The sequence below is a fragment of the Tepidibacter formicigenes DSM 15518 genome (assembly GCF_900142235.1).
Taxonomy (GTDB): Bacteria; Bacillota; Clostridia; order Peptostreptococcales; family Peptostreptococcaceae; genus Tepidibacter; species Tepidibacter formicigenes.
Genome location: NZ_FRAE01000008.1, coordinates 58254 through 81834, shown reverse-complemented (window position 1 = coordinate 81834; position 23581 = coordinate 58254). Strand labels below are relative to the sequence as shown.

Genomic DNA, 23581 nt, shown 5'->3' with positions numbered 1-23581 from the left:
TGAAAGGTCTATTTCTCAACTAAAAAACTTTATTCAAATCAAATCATCTAAAGTTAGAAATACTGTTTCTTTAAAAGCTGATGTTTTACTGGCTTGTATTTCTCAGTTAGTTGCGTTTGTTTTAATGTTTAAGACTAACAATATCCACAATCCTCTTGCTATTAAATCTTTAATTGCTTAAGTTTTTTTAAACTCTATATCCTTTTTAAAAAGGTTTTACTGAACCTTTATTTAACTGCGTCTTTTTTTGAATATTACTGTTAATAACTCTTTCTATTTAGTAATTTCAACTCAATTTTTCTGTGGATAACCTTTCACTCTATTTTGCAACTACCTATATATTAAACTCTTTTTTTATAAGCTTAACTGCATCTTTTATTAAAAGCATTAAAGGCTTATTCTCAAGTCCTACTACTTCAAAATTTTCAGGCATTAATGGAAGAAGTATTTTCATTCCTTCTGCATCACATATAGATTCACTCATTCTGCTAGTTACTTCTCCCATCATAGAATTAGGTATTACTATAGATATAGGACCTATTATAATATTTGCCTTTTTACAAGAAACACATATCGCATTTTCTCCTGTAGCTCCTTTATTCGCATGACTTTTCATCATAGCTGAAGTAGCTGTTGAATTAGTTCCTAGTGCATATATTTCTATATAAGAAGGAAGCTCGTCTCTTAGATTCGATACTATTTGAGAGCCTATTCCTCCTCCCATTCCATCTATTACTGCTATAATCATATTTTATCCCCCAAGTATTTTAATCTATTTTTCTTGTATTATTATTTTATGATCTATAAGTCTAATTTCCTTAACCTCTCCATCTACTATTTTTTGTTCTCCCAAAAGATCAGATAAGTATACTTTTCCATCTTCTGGTTTCATATATACAACATTATCCATTATTTTTTCAAGCCCATCTTCTCTAAACAAATAAGCTGTTGATTCACACACAATAATCCCTCCAATATATATAATTTATACTTCTTTCTAATTATATTTTAATAAATTAATAGGTAACTTGTAAATAAGCAAAAAGATTCCTCTAAAGCTTCTTCAGAAGCATTAAAGAAATCTTCATAATTTCAATTTTTTATATTTAATTCCAATTTAAGTATATCACGCTAAAATATTCATAGTCAATATAATTATAAACAAACTTTATCTTTTATCGTTCCAATCTACTATATATTCTCCCACTCCACTATTTACATTGTATTTTCTATTATTTTCAATATTTTCCCAAGTCACTCCATTTTCTGATTTTTTGATAAACTTAAATTCTACTTCACTTCCCTTTTCAAATCCTTCTACAGTTACAGTCCACGAAGGATAATTGTACGTATATAATTTTACTGCTTTATTTGGATCCCAATTCCCAAGTTGTGGCTGATTTCCAACTACATATATTTCTTCTCCAAAATTTGTATTTGCATTGTTAACTCTAAACGTAATGCTTCCTTCATTATTTGACTTTACTTTTTTACTGTTTATTAATTCATGATAATATTTATTTGAATCTCCATATACAACATCATTCATTCTTAAAATTGTAATTCCATTATAATGATGATTATCTACCCCATCTTTTATATTATCCCAAAATTGTTTATCATCATTTCCTACATTTAAAGCATTTTCTCCTTTAATTTCTACCCCATTATCATTTGCAGTATCACCTACCCATCCAACTAATGTTTTAGCTGCTGATGTATATTCTCCTCCATTTCCATCATTCATTTCTAAACATGTAAAATGAAGTATTACTTTTCCATTAAAATCTTTTATCATCTGCATAATTGGATTATATCCATATCCATTTTGTTCGCTAAAATTAGTATTAATAATTCCTGCATTAATTTCTGCTGTTCTAGGATAATTTCCATTATTTATCTGCCAATGAATACCTGGAATTTTAATTCCCAATTGAACATCTGATAATTCATCGTCAAATGATTTTAAAGCATAAGTAATCATATTTCTCCCATGATTAACCAATCTCTTGTTATACCATTCAATAAAATCTTTTCCATATGATGAATTTAAATATGCTTTTCCTTCTCCATAGAAAAAATTACCTCCATCCATAGGTGGTGTTATTTCCATTATATTATTTAAATTCAATCCCCAAGCTTTATTTACTCCTTGTAAATTTTTATACTTTTCTAACATACATTTTCTAAAATCTTCTTGTGCCAAATCAGAATAACATTGCAAATATCCTTTATTAGGAAATCCACTATAAAAATTATTATTATCGTGAGCATTATAAGAAGGGTAACGAAGTTCTCCTGCTGGTCCACAACTTATATTAATCTCTGCAAAATCATCTTTGTATCCCTTAAAATATTCTTCAAAAGCATTCATAAAATCTATATATTCATTACTTACTAAATCATCTACCCACAATGATAAATATTCAGCGCTTGTATTTCCTAATTCACTTTTATATTTTAAATCATCATACTTAAGTGTTCTTTTCATATATATTTTTCCATTGTATTTATCCCATACCCAACTTGGAAGATATGAATTATAACTATCTCCTACATTTCCTCCACATTGATGAAAAGACATAATTGGAACAATCTTAAGCCCTGCTTCCTTTATTTTTTTAAATACACAATCATAATAATTCCAATCAAATTGATTATCGTATTCTTCTACATCTCCCCACCAAACATCAACACTTACTGCATCTACTCCCATATCTTTTGCCATGGCTAATTCATATTCAAATTGATTCCAATCATCAACATGAAGTGGAGCCATTACATTAGATGTAAAATTATTTTCTTGTGCATAAGAATAAAAGTTACTTGTATTTGATAATACAAGCATACTTAAAATTATCAAAAAAACAGTAATTCTACTAATAATTTTTTTCTTATTCATATGACATCCCCTTTACTTATTTATTTTATTACTTTCTTTAATATTATATCATCTATGCAATCGTTTGCATATTCATTTTTGCGAATTTTTAAATATTTTTTTAATAAACTATTACTTAGTAAAAAAAGACATATCATTGCTTTTTATTTAGGTTAACTTAAACCACTAAAAACAATCTATGTCTTTTAAAAAATAATTCTATAAGTCTGCATTATCTCTTCTTATTCCAATCATCACTTGAATACTTTTTATAAAGCTCATTTGCAATACTTATCTCGTATTCTGTAAGATTACATTCATAAAATTCCACTTTAAAATGTTCTTTTAAAGCTTTAACTATATTTTCTTGTAATATATTAATATCTATTTTAATTCTTGTTTCATTTTTTATCCCACTAGCTTTGTTTGCTGTAAACCTTATAAGTCTTTCTTTTTTTCTTTCATCATCTATCTTTATAACCGAAAATAACTTATTCACATCAAAATTTAATATTATAGATCCATGCTGAAGAATTATACCATCCTTTCTAGTTTGAGCACTTCCTACAACTTTTTTATTATTAATAGTTATTTCGTAAGCTGAATGAGCATTAAAGCAAGCCGATGATAGATTATCTCTTCCTATTCTCTCCCCTCTTGATAATTCATCTGTTTTAATTCCACATAAATTTAACCCTTTACAAAGCCCTTCACTTATAAATTTATAAGATTTAGTTATTCCTCCATTCATTAAAGGATGATTTTCACTAACTACTATACTATATGTAAGTTCATCATCATGAAGTACCGCTCTTCCTCCTGTACTTCTTCTCACATAATCTATATTAAGCTCTTTACACTTATTTAAATCTATTTCTTTTTCTAATTTTTGAAAATATCCAATGCTAATACAAGCTGGATTCCATGTATAAAATCTAAGAGTTGGATCTACTTTTCCTTCACTATAAGCTGTCATTATAGCTTCATCTATTGCCATATTCATATATGCATCATATGTTTCATTTTTTATAACTCTCCACTTTTCCAATTATATCACCTCTAATTTTATATTCAATTCATCAATAACCTTTATACATTCATTATCATTTAAATTTCTAGAATAATTATATATTGTTCCTCCTGGTCTTTCATTGTAATATGGTCTATTACAATCTTTACATCCTGATATTTTAAATGGAATACCTTTTTTTATTTCTTCATAAATTTTTGTATCTATAGGTGATATGGATGTTAAATATCCATTTTCAAATTTAAAACTATCTTTTTCATACCCTTTTTTAATTAAATAAGTCATAAGTTGAACTCTTCTGTAGCTTTCTATAGAAGGTGGCTCATGTTTTTCAAGCTTTGTCCCTCTTACGGGAGTAAATGCAAACAAGCTAACAGTTACACTATTTTTTATTAAATCTTCATATAATATAAATATATCCTCATGAGTTTCATCAAGTCCTACTATAATATGAGTACTTATTTTTCCTTTATACTTACTTCCCATATTTTTTATAAATTCTATTTTTTGTTCAAAATTAGTTCCCTTTACCTTTTCATACACTTCTTTATTGGCTCCATCTATTGCTATTCCAATCTTATCTACACCAATTTCAAGTAATTCTTTTAAATCATATTCATTTTCAACCTTAGCTGAAACAGATATTGGAATATCTAAATTAGACTTTATATATTTTATAAAATCCATTGCTTCTTTTAATGCTTCATTACTCCCCATAACTTGAAGGCATATCCTCTTTATATTATTTTCTTTATAATTTAAAAAAGCATTAATTAAGTCTTCTTTTTTTAATTCTGGCCATAATACTCTAGAAAGCTTATCTTTTCTTGAGGTGCTTTCTATAGATTGTGAGCAAAATGCACATTTATTGTTACATTTATTTCCTATCATCAAATAAGCTGTAGTTGGAGCTATATCTAATTTTCCATTTAAAATATTCAGCTCCATGGCAGTTCCACAAGATACTCTAATCATAATACACAGCACTCCTCTAATTTTTGTATGTCATATCCAAGTTTCATAGCTTTATTAAAGGCTTCTTTAGATGGTAAAACTATATTATTAACACCAGAAGAAACTGCCATTTCATCTAATTTTTTTCTATATTCACCTCTTGGCCTCATACATCCTAAATTTATCGGTATATTAGGAAATTTAATTCTAGCTTCACAAATTATATCTATTACATCTTCTATTTTAGGAGGGGCTACATTTTCATACTCTGTTTCTTTAGTAGGAATAAGTACTATAAACGTTATCCCCTTCGGATTTTCATTTTCTAAAAATTTTAATATTTCATATTCCCCTTTTATTTTTCCTTTATTAAGCCCTATACATATATGAGGAATTACTTTTGCATATCTATTTAATATTTTATATGTATTTATATAATCTTCTTTAGTCTTGTTTATTTTATAAACTTCTTTTATAGTAGCATCATCTAAAACCAAATCAAAAGAAACAACATCTAAATATTTAACTATATTTTTTATATATTCTTCACTCATAAGACCTAAATGTGCATTCAATCTATAGCCTTGTTTTTTTAGATTTTTAATTTCATCTATGTATCTATTTATTGGAACATCTCCAGTAAAAGAGCATCCTCCACTTATAAGAAAACTCTTTATATCTCTTTTTTTTATTTTTTCATATAAATTATCTATTGGAGTCATATTCTTTAGATAATGACCATTGCAATGAGCACACTTTAAACTGCATTCATTTCCAGTTATAGTTACTGCTAAAGTTTTATTAGGATAAGAAAAATTAATTTTATTACCAAAGTTATCTTCTTTTATTTTTAATGCTTTTTTCATTTTATCTTTTAGTTTCATATTAGTCCTCCAATATATTTTTAACTGTAGGAAAATTCTCTATATTAGTATGAGGTAAAAAACAAGCAGATACAAATTCATCCATATAACTAGGATAAACACTTAGTTCAACATAAGTCATAGAACTGGCGCATTCTTCTAATTTATATCGAGCATCTTCACTCATTAATGTTAAGTAACATCCCATTAAAGAACTATTTCCTATATATGAAAACTTACTTCTATCTATATCTGGAAGAAGTCCAATAAGTATTGATTTTTCAATATCTAAGCTATTTCCTATCCCACCTGCAATATATACCTTATCTATTATGCTAAAGTCCATTCCAAGGCTTGTAATTAGAGTAGCTGCCCCAGAATAAACAGCTCCTTTAGCTCTTATAAAGCTGTCAATATCTACTTCAGTTATAGTTATATCCTTTTCAATTTCGTAATCTTCTTTAAAAGCAACTATATATTCTCCTATTCCATGCTCATCAAATCTAATTCTATTAGAATTTATATTTTTATTTATTTTTCCTCTTCTATCTATAATTCCACTAATCATCATTTCTGATATTAAATCTATAATTCCTGAACCACATATTCCTTCTGGCTGATTACTTCCTATTATTTTCAAGATTGGCTCAAATGTATCTCTATTTATCTCAACTTTTTCAACAGCTCCACTTGCTGCTCTCATTCCACAGCTTATTTCTCCACCTTCAAATGCAGGTCCAGCAGAGCAGGCACAAGTCATTAAATAATCTTTATTTCCAAACACAATTTCTCCATTTGTCCCTAAGTCTATAAAAAGAACATTTTCCTCAGATGACCAAATCCCAGATGATAAAACTCCTGCTGTAATATCTCCTCCAACATAACTTGCAACTGATGGAACTATATATAAAAAGGTTTCAGGATTTATATTAAGTTCAAGCTCTGAAGCTTTTATAAATGGTGCTCTTAAAAAAGTTGGTATATACGGTTCAAGTCTTAAATAATCTGGATAAACACCAAGTAACAAATGAGACATTGTAGTATTTCCTGCACATACAAAAGCTATTATCTCATCCTTATCAATACCTGAATCTTTACACATTTTCTTAAGAAGAGGATTTATAGTTTCATGTATTATTGCATGATTTAATTTTTCAAGTCCATCTTTTTTCGTTGCATATATTATTCTATTTATAACATCAGCTCCGTATTTTATTTGAGCATTCCCAGAAGAAGCTTTAGCAAGAAGTTCTCCTTTATAAAGGTCAACAAGGCATGCCGCTACTGATGTAGTACCTATATCTAGTGCTATTCCATAAAGTCTATCAGTAGTATCTCCTGCTTCCATATTAACTATAGTAGTTCTATCACTACCTCTTGGTATATGAGTTATAGTTACCTTAAAACTACCTTTTCTTAATATATGTGGTATTTTTCTAAGCATTTGAAGTCTGCAAAATACTTTTGTATATCCTAAGTTATTCTTTAAGTGTCTTTTTATTCTATCAAAGTCAGATATATTATCATCAAGATTTGGAATATCTATTTCTATATAATCTTTTCTAACATAAGATTTAAACTTCATGTTGTTATCTAATATTAGTTTTTTTGATTTTTCAAATATTTGTTTATCTCTTTCAGTTGATAAATCTTCTATTTTCATCTTATTCATTGATGATGATAATTTTGAAGGAACTTCAATTTCTACATCTTCTATTACCTTAGAATTACAAGCTAAAATATATCCTTCATCCCATTCTTCATCTTTTATATGATGACTTTTTTTAGTATCTACTTTTCCTTTTATCAGTTTAACTTTACATTTTCCACAGGACACATTGCCATTACAAGGTGCATCTATAAAAACATTCGCTTTTCTAGCAACTTCCAATAAATTGTCCCCATATTCACAGCTAATCTCTATATTTTCTGGTTTAAATATTACTTTTACCATAACATATCCCTCCAATATATGGAACTTTTAAAAATATAGTTAAAGGGGCTGACTCTTTCAAGACAACCCCTTCCAAATTATGCTAAAGCAGTTTCATAATTAGATGAATCTAATAGTTCATTTAATTCACTTTCATCAGCTATTTTAACTTTTACAATCCATGCATCATATGCATCTTCATTTATATATTCAGGTTCATCATCTAATTTTTCATTTATTTCAAGTACTTCTCCAGTTATAGGAGCTACTAAATCAGAAGCTACCTTTGAAGATTCAACTACTCCAAATTCTTCTCCTTTTGATATTTCATCTCCTACTTCTGGCATTTCAACAAATAGTATTTCACCTAATTGATCTTGAGCATAATCAGTTATTCCAATATATGCTTCATTTCCTTCTATTTTAACCCAAATATGATTTTTAGCATATTTTAAATCAGATGGATAGTTCATTGCAATACCCCCTTTTAGATTACATAACAGGTTCAAGTTCTAATGCTGGATGTCCTTTTTCTTCTAGGAATGCTAATACCCCTTCAGAATCTGTTGATATAGTTTCATCACAAATCATATCTGTGAAGTTTTCTATTCCATACAATTCTTTAGCAGTAGCATCTAATTTTTCTCTTACATAATCTTTTAATTCTTTTGGCATCCAAACTATTCTTCTAGTTCCATCTTCAGCAGCAATAAACTTTTTCGAAGAAATAAATTGTCTACCATGGCCCATGAATCCAGGTGTTTGAACTCCACCACCAGTCATTGATGCTAATTCTCCAAATGTCATTCCAAGCGGAGTAATTCCACCATGCTCTCTGTTTACTATTACAAGTCCATTTGCTTCAGGCATTATTCCACAAATACACTCAAAGCATCCACAAGAAGTCATAGGGTCTTCCATTATACTATAAAGTGTAACTCTTTCTACTGCACCTTGAGATATTTGAGCAACAGTTTCATTTACAGCACTCCAAACCCCTTTAACTTCATCTTCTACTCCTTCTTTTGGTACAGGTTGACATGGCCCTGTTGGATCTAATTCTTTAGTTGCTTTAGCATCAAGCCAACTTACAGCACCACAAAGACCTAGTCTTTCTGGAGTTACTATACATACGTGTGCTGGAGCAAATGATTGACAAAGATTACAAGAGTAGAAAGTATCTACACTTTCATCTGTTAAAGATGCTAACCTTTCATCTCTTGCATTATATCTTGGTGTAGCATATTTACCTCTAAGTTCTGATACTTTTTCAGAATCAGTAATTATAGTTACTTGACACTTATCAACAACTGAATCAAATTCATCCATCATCTTAGCATATAAAACTTCAGCTATATGATTTAATCTAAATCCTTTTTCATAAGCTTCTTTACCTATTCTTATCCAAGTAATATCTCTCTGACCAACATGCATTACCCCTTCTATATAATTCATGAAGTAGTGAATACGTCTTTCAAGAACTGGTTCAAAATCTTCTTGCATATTCTTTCCAGCCACTTCAACTAACACTGCAAGTGGAAGTCTTCCTGGAACTTCTGTTATTGTATCAATATCAGGTCCTATTATTTCAATCTTATGATCTTCTACTTCAGAAAGCTCTCTCTTCATTACTAATTCCCATGATTCAGTTTTTCCTCCACCAAACTCTGCAAACATATCACCTTTTCTAATTCTTTCACCTTCAAATGCTGCAGCAAATGCAACTGGAATTGGAATTTCAGTTATTTTTATTTTTATTCCTCTAGCCTCTAAAGAAGTAGCTACAAATTTATCATAATCCTTTTGAGTTAATAATCTAGTTGGAACTTCAAATACATCTTGATCAGTTATAACAGGGAACCCAAGTGCTATAGCACCTGCTCCAGCTGATACCACAAGTTCACTTAAAGGACCAAATGCATTTACAAATGCAGGTACTCTATTAAGAGTATAATCAAGAAGTCCTTCAAGATCTCCTGGCTCTAATGCTCCAAATATAAGTGCTGCTCTAACAGCAACAGATACAACGTGAATTACTGCTGTAACATCATATCCTAAAGGAATTACCCTCAAATCAAGTCCCATCTTAACATCAGCTTCTATCGCTTGGTCTATTACTTTTCCAACAAGGAAAGTTAATAAACCTTTAGATTGATAATCTTTTATCACTTTAGCTGCCGTTTCAGAATCTGGGCATTCTCCAAGCACAACTGCAACCCCTGGAATATCTCCAGTAACTAATGGTACTCCAAGAGAACGAATAATAGAGTCTGTTATATGTCCAGCACAAGGCTCAGTATATGGAGTATCAACAGTTGCATATTTAATAGCTTCTATTACTTCAGATGCAACAGCAGTTCCAAGTCCTGCATTTAATGCATTTTCTAAGTTCTCTTTTTCTTCTCCTATTAAGCTTTTAACTATCCCTAAAGCTCCTTCTAAATCCCCTAAAGTATTCATTTTTTGTCCAGTAGCTGCATATATAATTGGCAGTGAATATGCTGTATCTGGAAAAGCTACTGTATGATCTCTTCCTTTTTCATCTATTGCTTTATTTAAAAATCCTGTTGCAGCTTCTAATGCTTGATTAGAACCTGTAAATATAGTTTTAAATAAACTCATCTCAATTCCCCCTAATTTAACTTTATAATTCTAAATAAGAATCAGCGTATAATATATTTCCTCTTATAACATCACAAGATTTTATTGTATCCATAAGTTCTTTATCGCATGGATTAATTATTGCTGAACTAAATCCATTAGCCATGGCCATAGCTAAGAAAGCTGAGTCTAGTATTGGTCTTATATGTTTTGGAGCACCATTTGATACGTTAGAAAGTCCTCCTGTAGTTTTAAGCCCCATTTCAGTCATCATTCTTATTGCTTCTAAAACTTCCATTTGTTTTTCCTGCATACCTTTTATTACAAGGCAAAGTGGATCAAATAATATATCTTCTGGATCCATTCCAAGCATCATACCTTTTTCAAGTAATTCTGTACAATATCCCATACGTTCATCATTGTCTCTTGGAATACCTTCTTTAGCACATAACGCGATACACTTTGCATCATATTCTGCTGCTAAATCTAAAAGATCAATTCTCGGACCTGCATCAGCAGAATTTACAAGTGGTTTTCCTTTCTCTCTATTATAAACTTTAAGTCCTGCTTCTATAGCTTTTTTATTAGCAGTATCAAGTGCTATAGGTATATTATCAAAATTTTCTTGAAGAAGCTTAACTCCCCAAGTCATTACTTCTTCTCCATCTCTTTCTGCTGGTCCTATATTAAAATCTATGTAATGAGCTCCTGCATCAATTTGTTCTTTAGCTCTTTTTAGAATTGGCTCAGGATTTCTCTCTTCTAATGCCTTTCTTATAGTAGGTGAAATACAATGAATTCTTTCTCCTATTATCATAAATCTTTCCATTAATGATTACCCCCATTCAATATTTTTTTAATATTTATATTAAGGAAGGTATTATACCCTTCCTTATTTTAATTATTAGGCTTTAGCTGTTCTTAATTCCTCATTAAATTCTCTTAAGAATTTTGGAAGTTCCATAGATTCATTTGTTCCTATTACAACTTCCCAACCCGGTAAATTATCTTCAATATCTCCCTTAAGAACTGCAACTTTTCCAGGAATTATAAGTTTTCTACATTTAGTTTTATCTGCTACTCCACTTTCTTTGATGAAGTTTGCTATACTTGATCCACCAAACTTACCAGCTGCCCAAGCTGTAAGAACTGAGTATCCTCCAGCATCAGGTATAGCTAACCACATTGGAACTTTAGATCTTTCTATTTCTCCAGCTATTATGAAGTAAGTTAACGCAAAGTCAACAGTAACAAGCACTGGAGAATTTTCATCTGGATTATTTATAGGATAAACCTTAGGTTCAACCCTCATTGGTCTTTGTGGATCAGTATATATGTTTTGTCTTAAAGCAAATAAAGGCAATGCTCTAACGTAATCTATATCATTTATTACTATTATAGAGCCATATTTAACAGTAAATAATGAAGATAAAGCTATTTCCATAAACTTATCATCTTTAGCAATTTCATTTACGAATAAAACAGATGGATATCCAAATGTTCTGTCTCCTTCTTTTAAAGCAATTCTTCTAATTTGAACTGTATTTGTAAAAGCTTCTTTAACTGAAGAACTACCAGGATTTAATATTAATTCTTTATGTCCTAACTTATGAATATCTTCAACTAAACCATATAATTCTTCAAGACTAGATGCTTTTACTCCAAGAGCTAATTTATCAGCTTTAACAAGTTCCACCATTTCCTTATAGTTTTCTTTAGTAGCTCCATAAACTATAGGATTTTCAGCTTTAACTAATTCTAAAGCTTCTTTTAATACAGCGCTGTCTTCACAAATTAACATGTATGCAACTTTAAGTTCACTTGTCTTTACTTTATTAATTAAATTTATATAATTATCTTTATTTCCTTCATATTTTAAGGCTACTATTTCAACCTTCATTTCTTCTCCAATTCTTATATAATTAACTTTTTTAATATTTTCAATTTTTGCATTTATTTCTTCATCATTCATAGAATCAGAAAGTACAACTGCAAATCTATTTCTATTTACAAAAGTTTTTTCATGACGGAAAAGTACTGTTTCTCCTCCTAATTTATATTCACTATCTCCCTTACCTATAGTTAAAGTTTTCATTGGAGGTGCAGTAGCCTCTGATAATTTTGCTAATGCATCTTCACTCATATGAGGACATTTTTCTATCTTTGCAGCACCCGCTGCAACCTTCATAGAAAAAGCCATACAAGTTGGAAATCCACAATCTTTACAATTTTTCTTTGGAGTTAATTTAAATATATCTAACCCTTTTAAAGCCATTTTTCTTTCCCCCTAACCTCATTTATTAAGCTAATTCACTAATAAGATTTTTCATAGTTTCTAAAGATTTTGGATGACGAAGTATAACTGCATTTGCCCCTCCAGCTAAAACACTAGTAGCAGTTGAAACTTCCATAGCAATACCTCTTTCTTCTTGACATCCCCATTCTGGAACATCTTCAACTGATGCTACAGATTCTTTAACATTCCAAGTTTCAAAAGAAACCGGTGTTATTATAGGCATTTGAAGTGTTTTGTCATTTTGTCCAAATGCAGCAAGTCTAATTCTATCCATAGTTGAAGCAACATATTCATAACCATAGCCAACTGCTGAACAACCAACATTCATAACTACATTTTCTTCTTTAACTCCTAATTGAGTTAATAGTATGTTTAATTGTTTAGCAAGATTTATATCAACTGAAGATTCTGCTCCTACTTTATGTGGATATGCAAGTCCAGCAGCTGCTCCTACAGCTTTATAGTTTTCTTCAACAGCTGCTAAGAATAAACAATTATATCCATCTACAGCTGATGCAACCTTTTCAAATAGCTTAGCGTCTTTTTCATGATTATTACATCCTGCAATAACAAGAGGCACATTAACAGCTTCTGCTACAGATTTTGCTATTTTTCCACACTCTTCCGGAGACTTATTTAATCCATTTGGATCTGCACCTTCAAATTTTAAGCATATAAAATCTGGTGAGAAATTTTCTTCTACAAATTTAGCCCAGTCTACTGGATTATTAGCTACATCTTTATATAAATTCTTTAATGGTTCTACCCAATTTTCTGGATAAACATCTAATATCTCTACTCCAATTTTAGGAGAATTTCCAACATCACCATCAAAACTATAAAATGGCATTACATTTTCTCCACCTAATTTTATAGCTTTTTCTCCTGCTCCAATTTCTACTTCAGAAATCTTTCCTGCATACTTTTGAACAGACATTTTAAATGCCACTAAAATCGCCCCCTTAAATAACTACTTTAAAATTCTATTTTTGATAATATTTCTTTAATAGCTAATTTAGACTTACTATCTTCAGGTAATTTAACCAATGGTATTCCACTAGAATCATATTCATATATCATTTCATCCACAGGAACTACTCCTATTAAATCAAGTCCCTGAAGCTTAATTTCTTCTTTTATCCCTTCATGTAATTCACCTTTTGGAGCCTTATTTACTATTAAATACATATTACTTACCTTTAGATTCAATTCTTTTACTAAATCTTTTATTCTTCCTACAGCCTGAATACTTCTTCTTGAGCAGTCACTAACTAGAAATAAAGTATCTATATGCTTAGTAGTCTTTCTACTTAGGTGTTCCATACCTGCTTCATTATCTATAACTAAATACTTATAGCTATCTGAAAGTGAGTCTGTTTGCTCTCTTAATACTCCGTTTACATAACAGTAACAACCTTGACCTTCAGATCTTCCCATAACTAAAAGGTCATATCCATCCCCTTCTGTTATAGCTGTATTTAACCTATATTTTAAATATTGAGCTTTTGTCATTCCTCCAGGGAATCCATTTCCTGAAATTTCTCTTTGATTCACTTCTTCTCTTATTTCTCCAATAGTTGTATCTACTTCTAATCCTAACACTTCATTTACATTAGCATTTGCGTCTGCATCAACAACAAGTATTGGTTTTTCTCCCTTTTTAACTAAATTGTCAATTAAAAGCCCTGTCAAGCTAGTTTTTCCAGTTCCACCTTTTCCTGCTACAGCTATTGTATATCCCATAACCTTACCCCCTAACTTATGTCTTAGACAGAGCTTTTAATTAAGCTCTGTCATATTAAGCTTTAGCTTTTGCTTTTCCAACAGAATGAACACATTCATCATGTACATCATGTAAAGCTTCCATTAATCCCTCTGATAATGTAGGATGTGGATGAATTGCATCTCCTACTTGTTCTACTGTAAGTCCTAAATGAACAGCTAGTGTTAATTCACTAAGTAAATCTGTTGCATGAGGTCCTACAATAGATGCTCCTATTATTCTATCTTTATTATCAGCTAATACTTTTATAAACCCTTGGAATTTTCCTATGGCTTGTGCTTTTCCAAGACCTCTAAATTCAAATTTTCCTAATTTATAATCAATACATTTTTCCTGTGCCTGTTTTTCAGTAAGTCCAACACCTGCAACTTCAGGCTCTGTATATACACATCTTGGAATAGCTGTATAGTTTATATTCTTATCTTTTCCAAGAATATTTTCTACTGCAATCATTCCTTCTTTAGAAGCAACATGAGCAAGGAATGGGCTATCAACTATATCACCTATTGCATATATTCCTTCGATACTAGTTTCCATTTTTTCATTTACTACTATTTTCCCTTTTTCTACTTCAATTCCTAATTCTTCTATTCCTAAATTTTCAAGGTAAGGTTTTCTTCCAACAGAAACAAGCATTACATCAGCTTCTACAGATTTTCCTCCTTCAAGATTTGCCACAACAACATTCCCCTTAATTTTGAAACTTTGTATTTTGTTGCCAGTAAGCAATTTAATTTTATCTTTTTTGAAGGCTCTTTGCAATTGTTTAGCAATATCTTTATCTTCAAAAGGAAGTACTTGATCTGCCATTTCTACTATTGAAACTTCAGTTCCTAAAGTTCTGAAGAATTGACCAAATTCACAACCAATTACTCCTCCACCAACTATTACCATTGATTTTGGAAGCTCATTTAAATATAAAGCTTCATCACTTGTTATAACCTTTTTACCATCATAAGGGAATATAGGAGGAACTATTGGAACTGATCCTGTAGCTAATATTATTTTGTCAGCTTCAATTATTTCTTTAGATCCATCTTCTTTAGAAACTTCTATTTTATTTTTATCTATTAATTTCCCGAATCCATTTACAAGATTTACACCTTTTTTATCAAATAAAAACTCTATCCCTTTTACAAGCTGATCCACAATCTTATCTTTTCTATTCATCATAGATTCAAAATCAGCATTTACTTCCCCATCTATATTTATGCCATAACTTTTAGCTTCTTTTATTCCCATAAGTAATTCAGAACAAGCAAGTAACGCTTTAGTTGGTATACAACCAACATTTAAACAAGTTCCGCCCACTCTTTTTTTCTCTATTAAAGTAACATTAGCGCCCATCATTGCTGCTTTTATAGCCGCTACGTATCCTCCTGGGCCGCCTCCTATTACAGCTACTCTCATATCTCAATCCCCCAAAGTATTATATTTTATCTAATACACTGTATAAATATACATTTATTTCCTTAATTATAGTCCCGCAGCATCTAATATTGCTGGTATATTTTCTTCAGCACCAATAGCCATTATATGAACTCCATCACATAAATTTTCTTCTCTTAATTGTTTTATAAATTCACCAGCTATTTTTATTCCCTCTTGAACTCTTGCATATGCCTTTAATTTTTTTACTTCTTTCTCAGTTGCTCCATTTGGTATTTCTACATTATTTGCAGAATCTTTTATTCTTTGTATTACATCTTCTGGTACATATATTCCTGGAACATTAGCATTCATAAATCTAGCCATTCCTACATTTTTTAAAGGTATTATACCAGCTAATACTTTACAATCTAAATGCTTAGTTTTTTCTCTAAATTCTCTCATAGTATCTAAATCATATACAGCTTGTGTTTGGAAAAATTTAGCTCCTGCATTTATTTTCTTTTCCATTTTTAATATTTGAACTTCTAAAGGAGCATATCTTGGAGTTACACAAGCTCCTAAGAAAAAATCTGGTTTTCCCTTAAGTTCATTTCCAACCATGTCTTTTCCATCCATTAAAGTAGCTGCTGTTTGAAGTATGCCTACAGAATCTAAATCATAAACAGGCTTTGCACCTGGATGATCTCCTACTACTGTATGGTCTCCAGTAAGAGCTAACATGTTTTTAATTTCGAATAATCCTGCTGATAAAAGTTCTCCTTGTATTGCTATTCTATTTCTATCTCTTCCTGTCATTTGAAGTACAGGCTCAAGCCCATGATCTTTTAAAATTTTACAAGTAGCAAGTGAAGTAGTTCTCATAACAGCTGATTGAAAATCAGTAACATTAACTCCGTGAACTCTTCCTTTTATAGCCTTTGCACATTCTATTAAATGAGAAAAATCTATCCCCTTAGGAGGAGCCATTTCAGCTGTAACACCAAATTCTCCATTTTTTAAAGCTTTTCTTAACAAGCTCATTTCAAATCCCCCTTTTAAACCTTTACGCTTTTGCTAGTTCTTCTTTTTTCTTTAAATTAATATGTCTTGGATTTGCACATTTTTTATAATCCTTAGCTGGTCTTATTGCTGTTAAATTTTCAAGCTGATTTAATTCTTTTAATTTTTCATATATCATAATCCATGCACAATCATTTTCTGGACTTACTTCACATTTTCCATCTTTAGCTCCACCACATGCTCCATTTAAAAGACCTTTTGCACACATAGTAACTGGACAGATTCCCCCAGTCCATCCAAGTTCACATTCTCCACAAGCCTTACAAGATTCTGCAAATTGACCAACTCTTTCAATTTCCCCTATGAACATTGTATTGTTACCAGGATATACTGGAATTTTTACGTTTTTAGCAACAGTTTGAGTTCCATCTCCACAAGCTAAAGAAACTATAGCATCAGCTTCTTTTAATTCTGCTTTAAATTCTTTTAAATCCTTTTTTACTTTTAAAAAATTACAAGATGGATCTAAAACTTTAGTTCCTAAAACTTCTTTTCCGTTTTCTTCTAATAATTGTTTCATTTCTTCTAATTCTTCTTCTCCACCTACTTTACAAGTAGTAGCACATAATGAACATCCTGTAACAATTACTTTTTTAGCATCTTTTATATATTCTAAAATTTCCTCTAACGGTTTTTTTTCTGAAATAATCATCCCTATTCCCCCTTGACTTATGCGTTATTCTGCATTTTACAAGCTTTTATTACATGCTTAGCAAGTATAGAGGTTGTAACCGAACCTACTCCACCTGGAACTGGAGTTATCATAGATACTTTATCTTTTACAGAATCTGTATCAACATCTCCACATAATTTTCCATTTTCATCAACATTTATACCAACATCTATAACTACCGCTCCATCTTTTACAAAGTTTTCTTTTACCATTTTTGCTCTTCCAACTGCAGCTACTAGTACATCTGCTTCACTTGTTACTGATTGTAAATCTTTTGTTCTTGAGTGACATATTGTAACTGTTGCATTTTCGTTTAATAAAAGCATTGCAGCTGGTTTTCCTACTACCATTGACCTTCCAAGTACAACAACTTTTTTGCCAGTTAAATCAACGTCATAGTGCTTTAGTATTTCAACTACTGCTGTAGGTGTACATGGAGGGAATCCTGATTTATCTCCTTCCATAACTTTTGCTGCATTTACAGGGCTAAAGCAATCTATATCTTTTTCTGGAGCTATGACATATTTTATAGCCTCTTCATCTAATTGCTTTGGAAGTGGTCTAAAGCATAAAATACCATGAGTAGCTGGATCTTCATTTATTTTTTTAAGTTCATTTATGTAATCTTCTTGATTTATATCTTCAGGAAGTTCTTTAACTTCTGTTAATATTCCAATAGAGTCACATCTTTTTAATGCTCCTCGCTCATATGCTAAATCGTCTCCTCTTGCCCCTACTCTAACTATTGTAAGCTTAGGATTTATTCCTTTAGCTTTTAACTCTTCTACCTCTTTTGTTAATACTTCTTTCATTGCATCTGCAACTGGTTTACCTTTTATAATTTGACTCATAACCATAGCTTCTGCCATCTTAAAAGCCCCCTTTATATTTATTTACAAAGAATTTCTTCTACTTTTTTATAAACTTCATCTGCTAACTTAGTTCCCTCAGAAACTAATCTATCAGTCTCTTCTTTTACTTTTTTTACATATTCTTCATCTTTTATAGAATTTATATTTATTATTACATTTAGCTGACCACTTATAAGTGCTGCTCTTAAGCATTGAACTCCAACACCTATATCACTTATAGCAAGTCTTGATCCTTTATCAACTAATTCTTCATGAAGCTTTATTGCATCATAGCACGTTCTTACTATTTTTATAGGAACTTCACATGCTGTTTTTAAAGCTTTTTCCATAGTTTCTTCTTTTATTTTTTTCTCTTCCTCAGTACTAGCTTTTATTCCATATGCCTTTGAAAGAGGAAGGAAATTCTCAGCATCTTCATCTACCATCTTTAATAGTTCATCTTGGATTTGTGTAGCTTTACTAAGTATTTCTTTAACTTTTTCTTCATATTCAGCATATTTTTTCTTTCCTATAGTTAAATTGCATACCATACTTCCTAGAGCTGTTCCTATTGCTCCTACTAAAGCTGCTGCCCCACCACCACCTGGGACAGCTGCTTTAGAGGCAAGAACTTCAACAAATTCTACAGAGTTTTTTTCTACTAGTTTCATTTTCTTTCCCCCTGTTACATAAATTTCTTAGAATAATCCAGATATTACTCCATTTTCATCAACATCTATTCTTTCTGCTGCTGGAACTTTTGGAAGCCCTGGCATTTTCATTATTTGACCAGTTAAAGCTACTATAAATCCAGCACCAGCTGAAACACTTACTTGTCTTACTGTAATATTAAATCCTGTAGGTCTTCCAAGTTTTGTTTGATCATCAGTTAATGAGTATTGAGTTTTTGCCATACATATTGGCATTTTTGAGAATCCTAATTTTTCAAGGTTTGCTATTTCTTTAGATGCAACTGGTGTAAAGTCTACATCATCAGCTCCATATATTTTTTGAGCTATAGCTCTTATTTTATCTTTAATAGGCATATCATCTTCATAAGCATATGTAAAGTCATTTTCTTCTTCTTCTATTAATCTAAGAATTTCATTAGCAAGCTCTTTTCCTCCTTCTCCACCTTTTGCCCATACTTCTGATAGCGCAACATTCACTCCTAATTCTTGGCATTTTTCTTTAACTAAGTTAATTTCAGCTTCTGTATCAAGCGGGAATCTATTTATAGCAACTACTGCTGGTAATTTATATACTTTAGTTATATTTTCAACATGCTTTAATAAGTTTGGAAGTCCTTTTTCAAGAGCTTCTAAGTTCTCATTATTTAGATCATTTTTAGCTACTCCACCATTGTACTTAAGAGCTCTAACTGTAGCTACTATAATTACTGCATCAGGCTTAAGTCCTGCCATTCTACACTTGATATCTAGGAATTTTTCAGCTCCAAGGTCTGCTCCAAATCCTGCTTCTGTAACTACATAATCTGAAAAATGCATAGCCATTTTTGTAGCTATTACTGAGTTACATCCGTGAGCTATATTTGCAAATGGCCCACCATGAACAAATGCTGGTGTTCCTTCAAGTGTTTGAACTAGGTTTGGCTTTAATGCGTCTTTTAGAAGTGCTGCCATGGCTCCATGAGCATTTATTTGTCCAGCAGTAACAGGTTCTCCAGCTCTTGTATAACCTATTATTATTCTAGATAATCTTTCTTTTAAATCTGATATATCATTTGCAAGACAAAATGCTGCCATAATTTCTGATGCAACAGTTATATCAAATCCATCTTCTCTTGGCATTCCGTTAGCTTTTCCTCCAAGTCCATCTACTACAAATCTTAATTGTCTATCGTTCATATCAACACATCTTCTCCAAGTAATTCTTCTTGGATCTATATCAAGTTTATTTCCTTGATAAATATGATTGTCTATCATAGCTGCAAGTAAGTTATTAGCAGCTCCAATTGCATGCATATCTCCTGTAAAATGAAGATTTATATCTTCCATTGGTACAACTTGTGCATATCCACCACCAGCTGCTCCACCTTTAACTCCAAATACAGGTCCAAGTGATGGTTCTCTTAATGCAACAATAGTATTTTTTCCAAGTTTTGATAAAGCATCTGCAACTCCTATTGTAGTGGTTGTTTTTCCTTCTCCTGCTGGAGTTGGATTTATAGCAGTAGTTAAAATTAATTTAGCTTTCTTTCCAGTATCTTTTTTTAATAAGTTATAATCAACTTTAGCCTTATATTTTCCATAAAGATCAAGATCATCTTCAGTAAGATCAAGTTTTGTTGCAATATCTCTTATGTCCTTAAGTTTAGCCTCTTGAGCTATTTCAATATCAGATTTGAAAGCCATTTTAAATTCCCCCTTGTAATTTTTGTTTTATATATTTAATCTCCTCAACAGTTTTTATACTGTTATCATAAGGAGACAAATTAGACCTGTCAGAATTTATCACCTCTTCATTATAATATATAAATCCTAAACATTCCCCATTTTGAACATTATTTATTATAAAATTTTCATCGTCTTTATTCCTTATTTTATTACCAACAACCAAAACCTTTTTAACCCCAATATCTTCCCCAAGTTTTTTTACTTTTCTATAAGTTTGAAGACTTCTCTCTCCTGGCTCTACTACTACAATAAAAGCATCTACTCCCTGTGCTGTTCCTCTAGCTAAGTGTTCTATTCCCGCTTCCATATCCATTATTACAACATCTTTATTTTGAAGTATTAAATGACTTGTAAGTCTTTTAAGTAGAACATGTTCTGGGCATACACATCCAGATCCACCTGTATCTACTGTTCCCATAGTCAAAAGTCTTACTCCATTGTACTCCTTACAGTATCTATCAGGTATATCATCAACTTTAGGATTCATCTTAAACATTTTTCCAAAGCTTCCTGCAGGAGCATTAGTTCTCTCTGCTACTAAATTCTTCATTTCAGATATTGGAACTATTTCATCCATTAATTCTTTAGGAAATCCTAATGCCAATGCTAAATTGGCATCAGGATCTGCATCAACTGATAAAACTCTATAACCTTCGTCTGCATATATTCTCGAAAGCATTGCTGAAAATGTTGTTTTTCCTACTCCACCTTTTCCTGTTATAGCTATTTTCATGTTTTATCACCTTTTTTCAGTTTATTTTTTTAAGCTTCTGCTAGTGCTTCTGGATTTTCAAACTTTTCTTCTAAACCTTTACGTTTTTGCTCTATTCTTTCAATCATTTGATGTGCAGCCTTAACTGGGTCAGGTTCAACGAAGAACTTCGCACCAACCATATTTTCCATTTCACTTGTTAATATTTCAAGAACTCTCGGTCCTCCCGTTACTGGAGGAGCTACTCCAAGCCATGTATCTATACCAGATGCAACTACATATGTTCCTATAGATACTGCTTTTTCTGACATCCACTCTGGAGCTGCTCCAACTACTGGTAATTCAGATATATCTACATTTAAGTGCTTAGCAACTAAACCTACAAGTTCTAATATACGACTTATATCAACACAAGATCCCATATGAAGTACTGGTGGTATATCTACAAGTTCGCATACTGTAGCAAGACCTTTACCAGCTAATTTTCTAGCATCTTTACTTAAAAGACCAGCTTTTGCTGCAGCTTGAGCAGCACATCCTGTAGTAACTACTATAACATCATTTTTAATTAATTCTTTTATCATTTCTATATGTCCATAGTCATGTTTAACTTTAGGATTATTACATCCAACAATTCCTGCTGCTCCTCTTAAAACTCCAGATGTTATACAATCAGCAAGAGGCTTAACTGTTCCAGCTATATCTATATGAGAGTTAACCACTTTATCTAATTGATTGATTATAGCTTTTGTACTATAACCAACTACTGCATGAGATTTAGTTTGTGGTATAAATACTTTTTCTTTCTTTCTATTTTTAAAGTTAAATATAGCTTCTTTAACTATTTGTTTAGCAGATTCAAGAGCTTTTTCTTCATCAAATTCTATATGAGTTGCTCCTGTTATTCTAGCTTTTGGAGATGTAGTTATAAATTTAGTATGATAGCAATCTGCAAGTGGTGCTAAAGCCGGGAATATACATTGAACGTCAACTATTACAGCTTCTACTGCTCCTGTTAAAATAGCAAGCTCTTGTTGCGCAAAGTTTCCTGCTATTTTAACACCATGTCTCATAGTAACTTCATTCGCTGTACAGCACATTCCTGCTAAGTTTATTCCATCTGCTCCAACTTCTTTAGCAAGAGCTAAAAGTTCTGGATCTTCTGCAGCTAAAACTATCATTTCTGATAAAGAAGGTTCATGTCCATGAAGTATTATATTAACTTGATTTTCTTCCAAAACACCAAGGTTTGCTTCTGTTTCTCTTGGTACAGGAGTTCCAAATAATATATCACTCAGCTCCGTAGCTATGTAAGAACCTCCCCATCCATCTGAAATAGCTGTTCTCATTGAAATATTAAGCATACTATCAGCATCTGCTGTACATCCAACATGAGTTGAATGCATAATAGTTACTACTTCTCTATCTATAGATCTTGGAACAACATTTAAATCTTTCCAAACCTTCTCTCTTTGTTCTGGTAAAGATGGTGGAAATTCTAATGTTCCAAATGGCTTACCAAATTCATTAAGTGCAAATTCAGCAACTTCATGTGCTATATCATAAACATCTCTATCTTCTGTTTCTATTTTCCATCTTTTAGCAAGTTCCATTAATTTAACTTCATCTGTTACCTTGTAATTTCCATCTTTACTTGCCATATGTAATACATGAGCTATATCTCTACCATGATCAGAGTGAGCTGCAGCTCCTCCCGCTACCATTCTAGCAAAGTTTCTTGAAACTATAACATCTGCAGTAGCTCCACAAAGTCCTCTAGGTGTCTTTGGTGTTATTCTACATGGTCCCATAGCACATATCCTACAACAAATTCCTTTTTCACCCATAGGACATGGTTTCATATTTTCTTTTCTGTCGAAAATTGTTTCCACTCCATCTTCTTTAGCTTTTTTTATAAGCTCATTAGTTGCACTGTCAATTGATAATACTTTTTCTTCCATTTTTCTTTCCCCCTTTTTATGATAACCTCTTTCAAATTTAAAAAAATATATAACAAAAAGAGTCTTCATGACTTTTTTGTCTATCTTCAGATAGTTTTTCACTGCCTGTTATTAAAATTAAATTATAATTCCCCTTTTATTCCCTAAATGAACTTTAAATCTTTTTGTCATTATT

At 31.3% G+C, this 23581-nt stretch carries 22 protein-coding genes; 1 reads left to right on the top strand and 21 read right to left on the bottom strand.

Features of this window, described 5'->3' with window-relative positions; all coding sequences use genetic code 11:
• Positions 1–181 (top strand): hypothetical protein (locus BUA77_RS13665; RefSeq protein ID WP_278280546.1); only part of this gene is annotated, 181 nt, incomplete at its 5' end.
• Positions 182–334: 153 nt separating this feature from the next.
• On the opposite strand, the gene BUA77_RS02350 is transcribed toward BUA77_RS13665, so the two are convergent.
• From BUA77_RS02350 to cooS, 21 genes are all read right to left on the bottom strand, one after another.
• The gene (locus BUA77_RS02350; protein ID WP_072886919.1) at positions 335–748 is read right to left on the bottom strand and encodes a DUF3842 family protein; all 414 of its coding nucleotides are present in this window, start codon (positions 746–748) and stop codon (positions 335–337) included.
• Between the two features lie 24 nt (positions 749–772).
• A complete protein-coding gene (locus tag BUA77_RS02345; RefSeq protein WP_072886917.1) occupies positions 773–961 on the bottom strand; it encodes a CooT family nickel-binding protein in 189 nt (62 codons plus the stop codon).
• A 207-nt stretch (positions 962–1168) separates the two neighbouring features.
• On the bottom strand, positions 1169–2902 hold the full coding sequence (locus BUA77_RS02340; RefSeq protein WP_072886915.1) for a family 14 glycosylhydrolase: 1734 nt from the start codon (positions 2900–2902) through the stop codon (positions 1169–1171).
• A 211-nt stretch (positions 2903–3113) separates the two neighbouring features.
• A complete protein-coding gene (locus tag BUA77_RS02335; RefSeq protein WP_084605417.1) occupies positions 3114–3929 on the bottom strand; it encodes a lipoate--protein ligase family protein in 816 nt (271 codons plus the stop codon).
• Positions 3930–4886, bottom strand: coding sequence for a radical SAM protein (locus tag BUA77_RS02330; RefSeq protein WP_072886913.1), 957 nt, complete (start codon positions 4884–4886; stop codon positions 3930–3932).
• On the bottom strand, positions 4883–5749 hold the full coding sequence (locus BUA77_RS02325) for a radical SAM protein (RefSeq protein ID WP_072886910.1): 867 nt from the start codon (positions 5747–5749) through the stop codon (positions 4883–4885). Before BUA77_RS02325 ends, BUA77_RS02330 begins: the two co-directional genes overlap by 4 nt.
• 1 nt (position 5750) lies before the next feature.
• Entirely contained in the window at positions 5751–7682 is a 1932-nt protein-coding gene (acsV, locus tag BUA77_RS02320; protein ID WP_072886908.1) for a corrinoid activation/regeneration protein AcsV, read from the bottom strand.
• Positions 7683–7759: 77 nt separating this feature from the next.
• Entirely contained in the window at positions 7760–8134 is a 375-nt protein-coding gene (gene gcvH / locus BUA77_RS02315; RefSeq protein WP_072886906.1) for a glycine cleavage system protein GcvH, read from the bottom strand.
• Between the two features lie 19 nt (positions 8135–8153).
• Positions 8154–10283 (bottom strand): acetyl-CoA decarbonylase/synthase complex subunit alpha/beta, encoded by a 2130-nt coding sequence (gene acsB / locus BUA77_RS02310; protein WP_072886903.1) that lies wholly within the window; start codon positions 10281–10283, stop codon positions 8154–8156.
• Positions 10284–10305: 22 nt separating this feature from the next.
• Positions 10306–11091 carry a carbon monoxide dehydrogenase/acetyl-CoA synthase methytransferase subunit gene (gene acsE, locus BUA77_RS02305; RefSeq protein WP_072886900.1) on the bottom strand — a complete coding sequence of 262 codons (786 nt, stop codon included), beginning with the start codon at positions 11089–11091 and terminating at the stop codon, positions 10306–10308.
• 75 nt (positions 11092–11166) lie between these two features.
• The gene (gene acsC, locus BUA77_RS02300; protein WP_072886898.1) at positions 11167–12537 is read right to left on the bottom strand and encodes an acetyl-CoA decarbonylase/synthase complex subunit gamma; all 1371 of its coding nucleotides are present in this window, start codon (positions 12535–12537) and stop codon (positions 11167–11169) included.
• Positions 12538–12562: 25 nt separating this feature from the next.
• A complete protein-coding gene (gene acsD, locus BUA77_RS02295; protein WP_143151280.1) occupies positions 12563–13507 on the bottom strand; it encodes an acetyl-CoA decarbonylase/synthase complex subunit delta in 945 nt (314 codons plus the stop codon).
• 26 nt (positions 13508–13533) lie between these two features.
• Positions 13534–14301 carry an ATP-binding protein gene (locus BUA77_RS02290; RefSeq protein ID WP_072886895.1) on the bottom strand — a complete coding sequence of 256 codons (768 nt, stop codon included), beginning with the start codon at positions 14299–14301 and terminating at the stop codon, positions 13534–13536.
• Between the two features lie 55 nt (positions 14302–14356).
• Positions 14357–15751, bottom strand: coding sequence for a dihydrolipoyl dehydrogenase (gene lpdA / locus BUA77_RS02285; RefSeq protein ID WP_072886893.1), 1395 nt, complete (start codon positions 15749–15751; stop codon positions 14357–14359).
• A 66-nt stretch (positions 15752–15817) separates the two neighbouring features.
• Entirely contained in the window at positions 15818–16753 is a 936-nt protein-coding gene (locus BUA77_RS02280; RefSeq protein ID WP_072886891.1) for a methylenetetrahydrofolate reductase, read from the bottom strand.
• A 22-nt stretch (positions 16754–16775) separates the two neighbouring features.
• Complete coding sequence (locus BUA77_RS02275) at positions 16776–17444, bottom strand: methylenetetrahydrofolate reductase C-terminal domain-containing protein (protein WP_072886889.1); 669 nt, start codon at positions 17442–17444, stop codon at positions 16776–16778.
• A gap of 17 nt (positions 17445–17461) precedes the next feature.
• On the bottom strand, positions 17462–18316 hold the full coding sequence (locus tag BUA77_RS02270; protein ID WP_072886936.1) for a bifunctional 5,10-methylenetetrahydrofolate dehydrogenase/5,10-methenyltetrahydrofolate cyclohydrolase: 855 nt from the start codon (positions 18314–18316) through the stop codon (positions 17462–17464).
• A 38-nt stretch (positions 18317–18354) separates the two neighbouring features.
• The gene (locus tag BUA77_RS02265) at positions 18355–18987 is read right to left on the bottom strand and encodes a cyclodeaminase/cyclohydrolase family protein (RefSeq protein WP_072886887.1); all 633 of its coding nucleotides are present in this window, start codon (positions 18985–18987) and stop codon (positions 18355–18357) included.
• A 27-nt stretch (positions 18988–19014) separates the two neighbouring features.
• Positions 19015–20691, bottom strand: a complete 1677-nt coding sequence (locus tag BUA77_RS02260) for a formate--tetrahydrofolate ligase (RefSeq protein ID WP_072886885.1) — start codon at positions 20689–20691, stop codon at positions 19015–19017.
• A gap of 1 nt (position 20692) precedes the next feature.
• The gene (locus BUA77_RS02255; RefSeq protein WP_072886883.1) at positions 20693–21466 is read right to left on the bottom strand and encodes an ATP-binding protein; all 774 of its coding nucleotides are present in this window, start codon (positions 21464–21466) and stop codon (positions 20693–20695) included.
• Between the two features lie 29 nt (positions 21467–21495).
• On the bottom strand, positions 21496–23406 hold the full coding sequence (gene cooS / locus BUA77_RS02250) for an anaerobic carbon-monoxide dehydrogenase catalytic subunit (RefSeq protein WP_072886881.1): 1911 nt from the start codon (positions 23404–23406) through the stop codon (positions 21496–21498).
• Positions 23407–23581 lie beyond the last annotated feature (175 nt).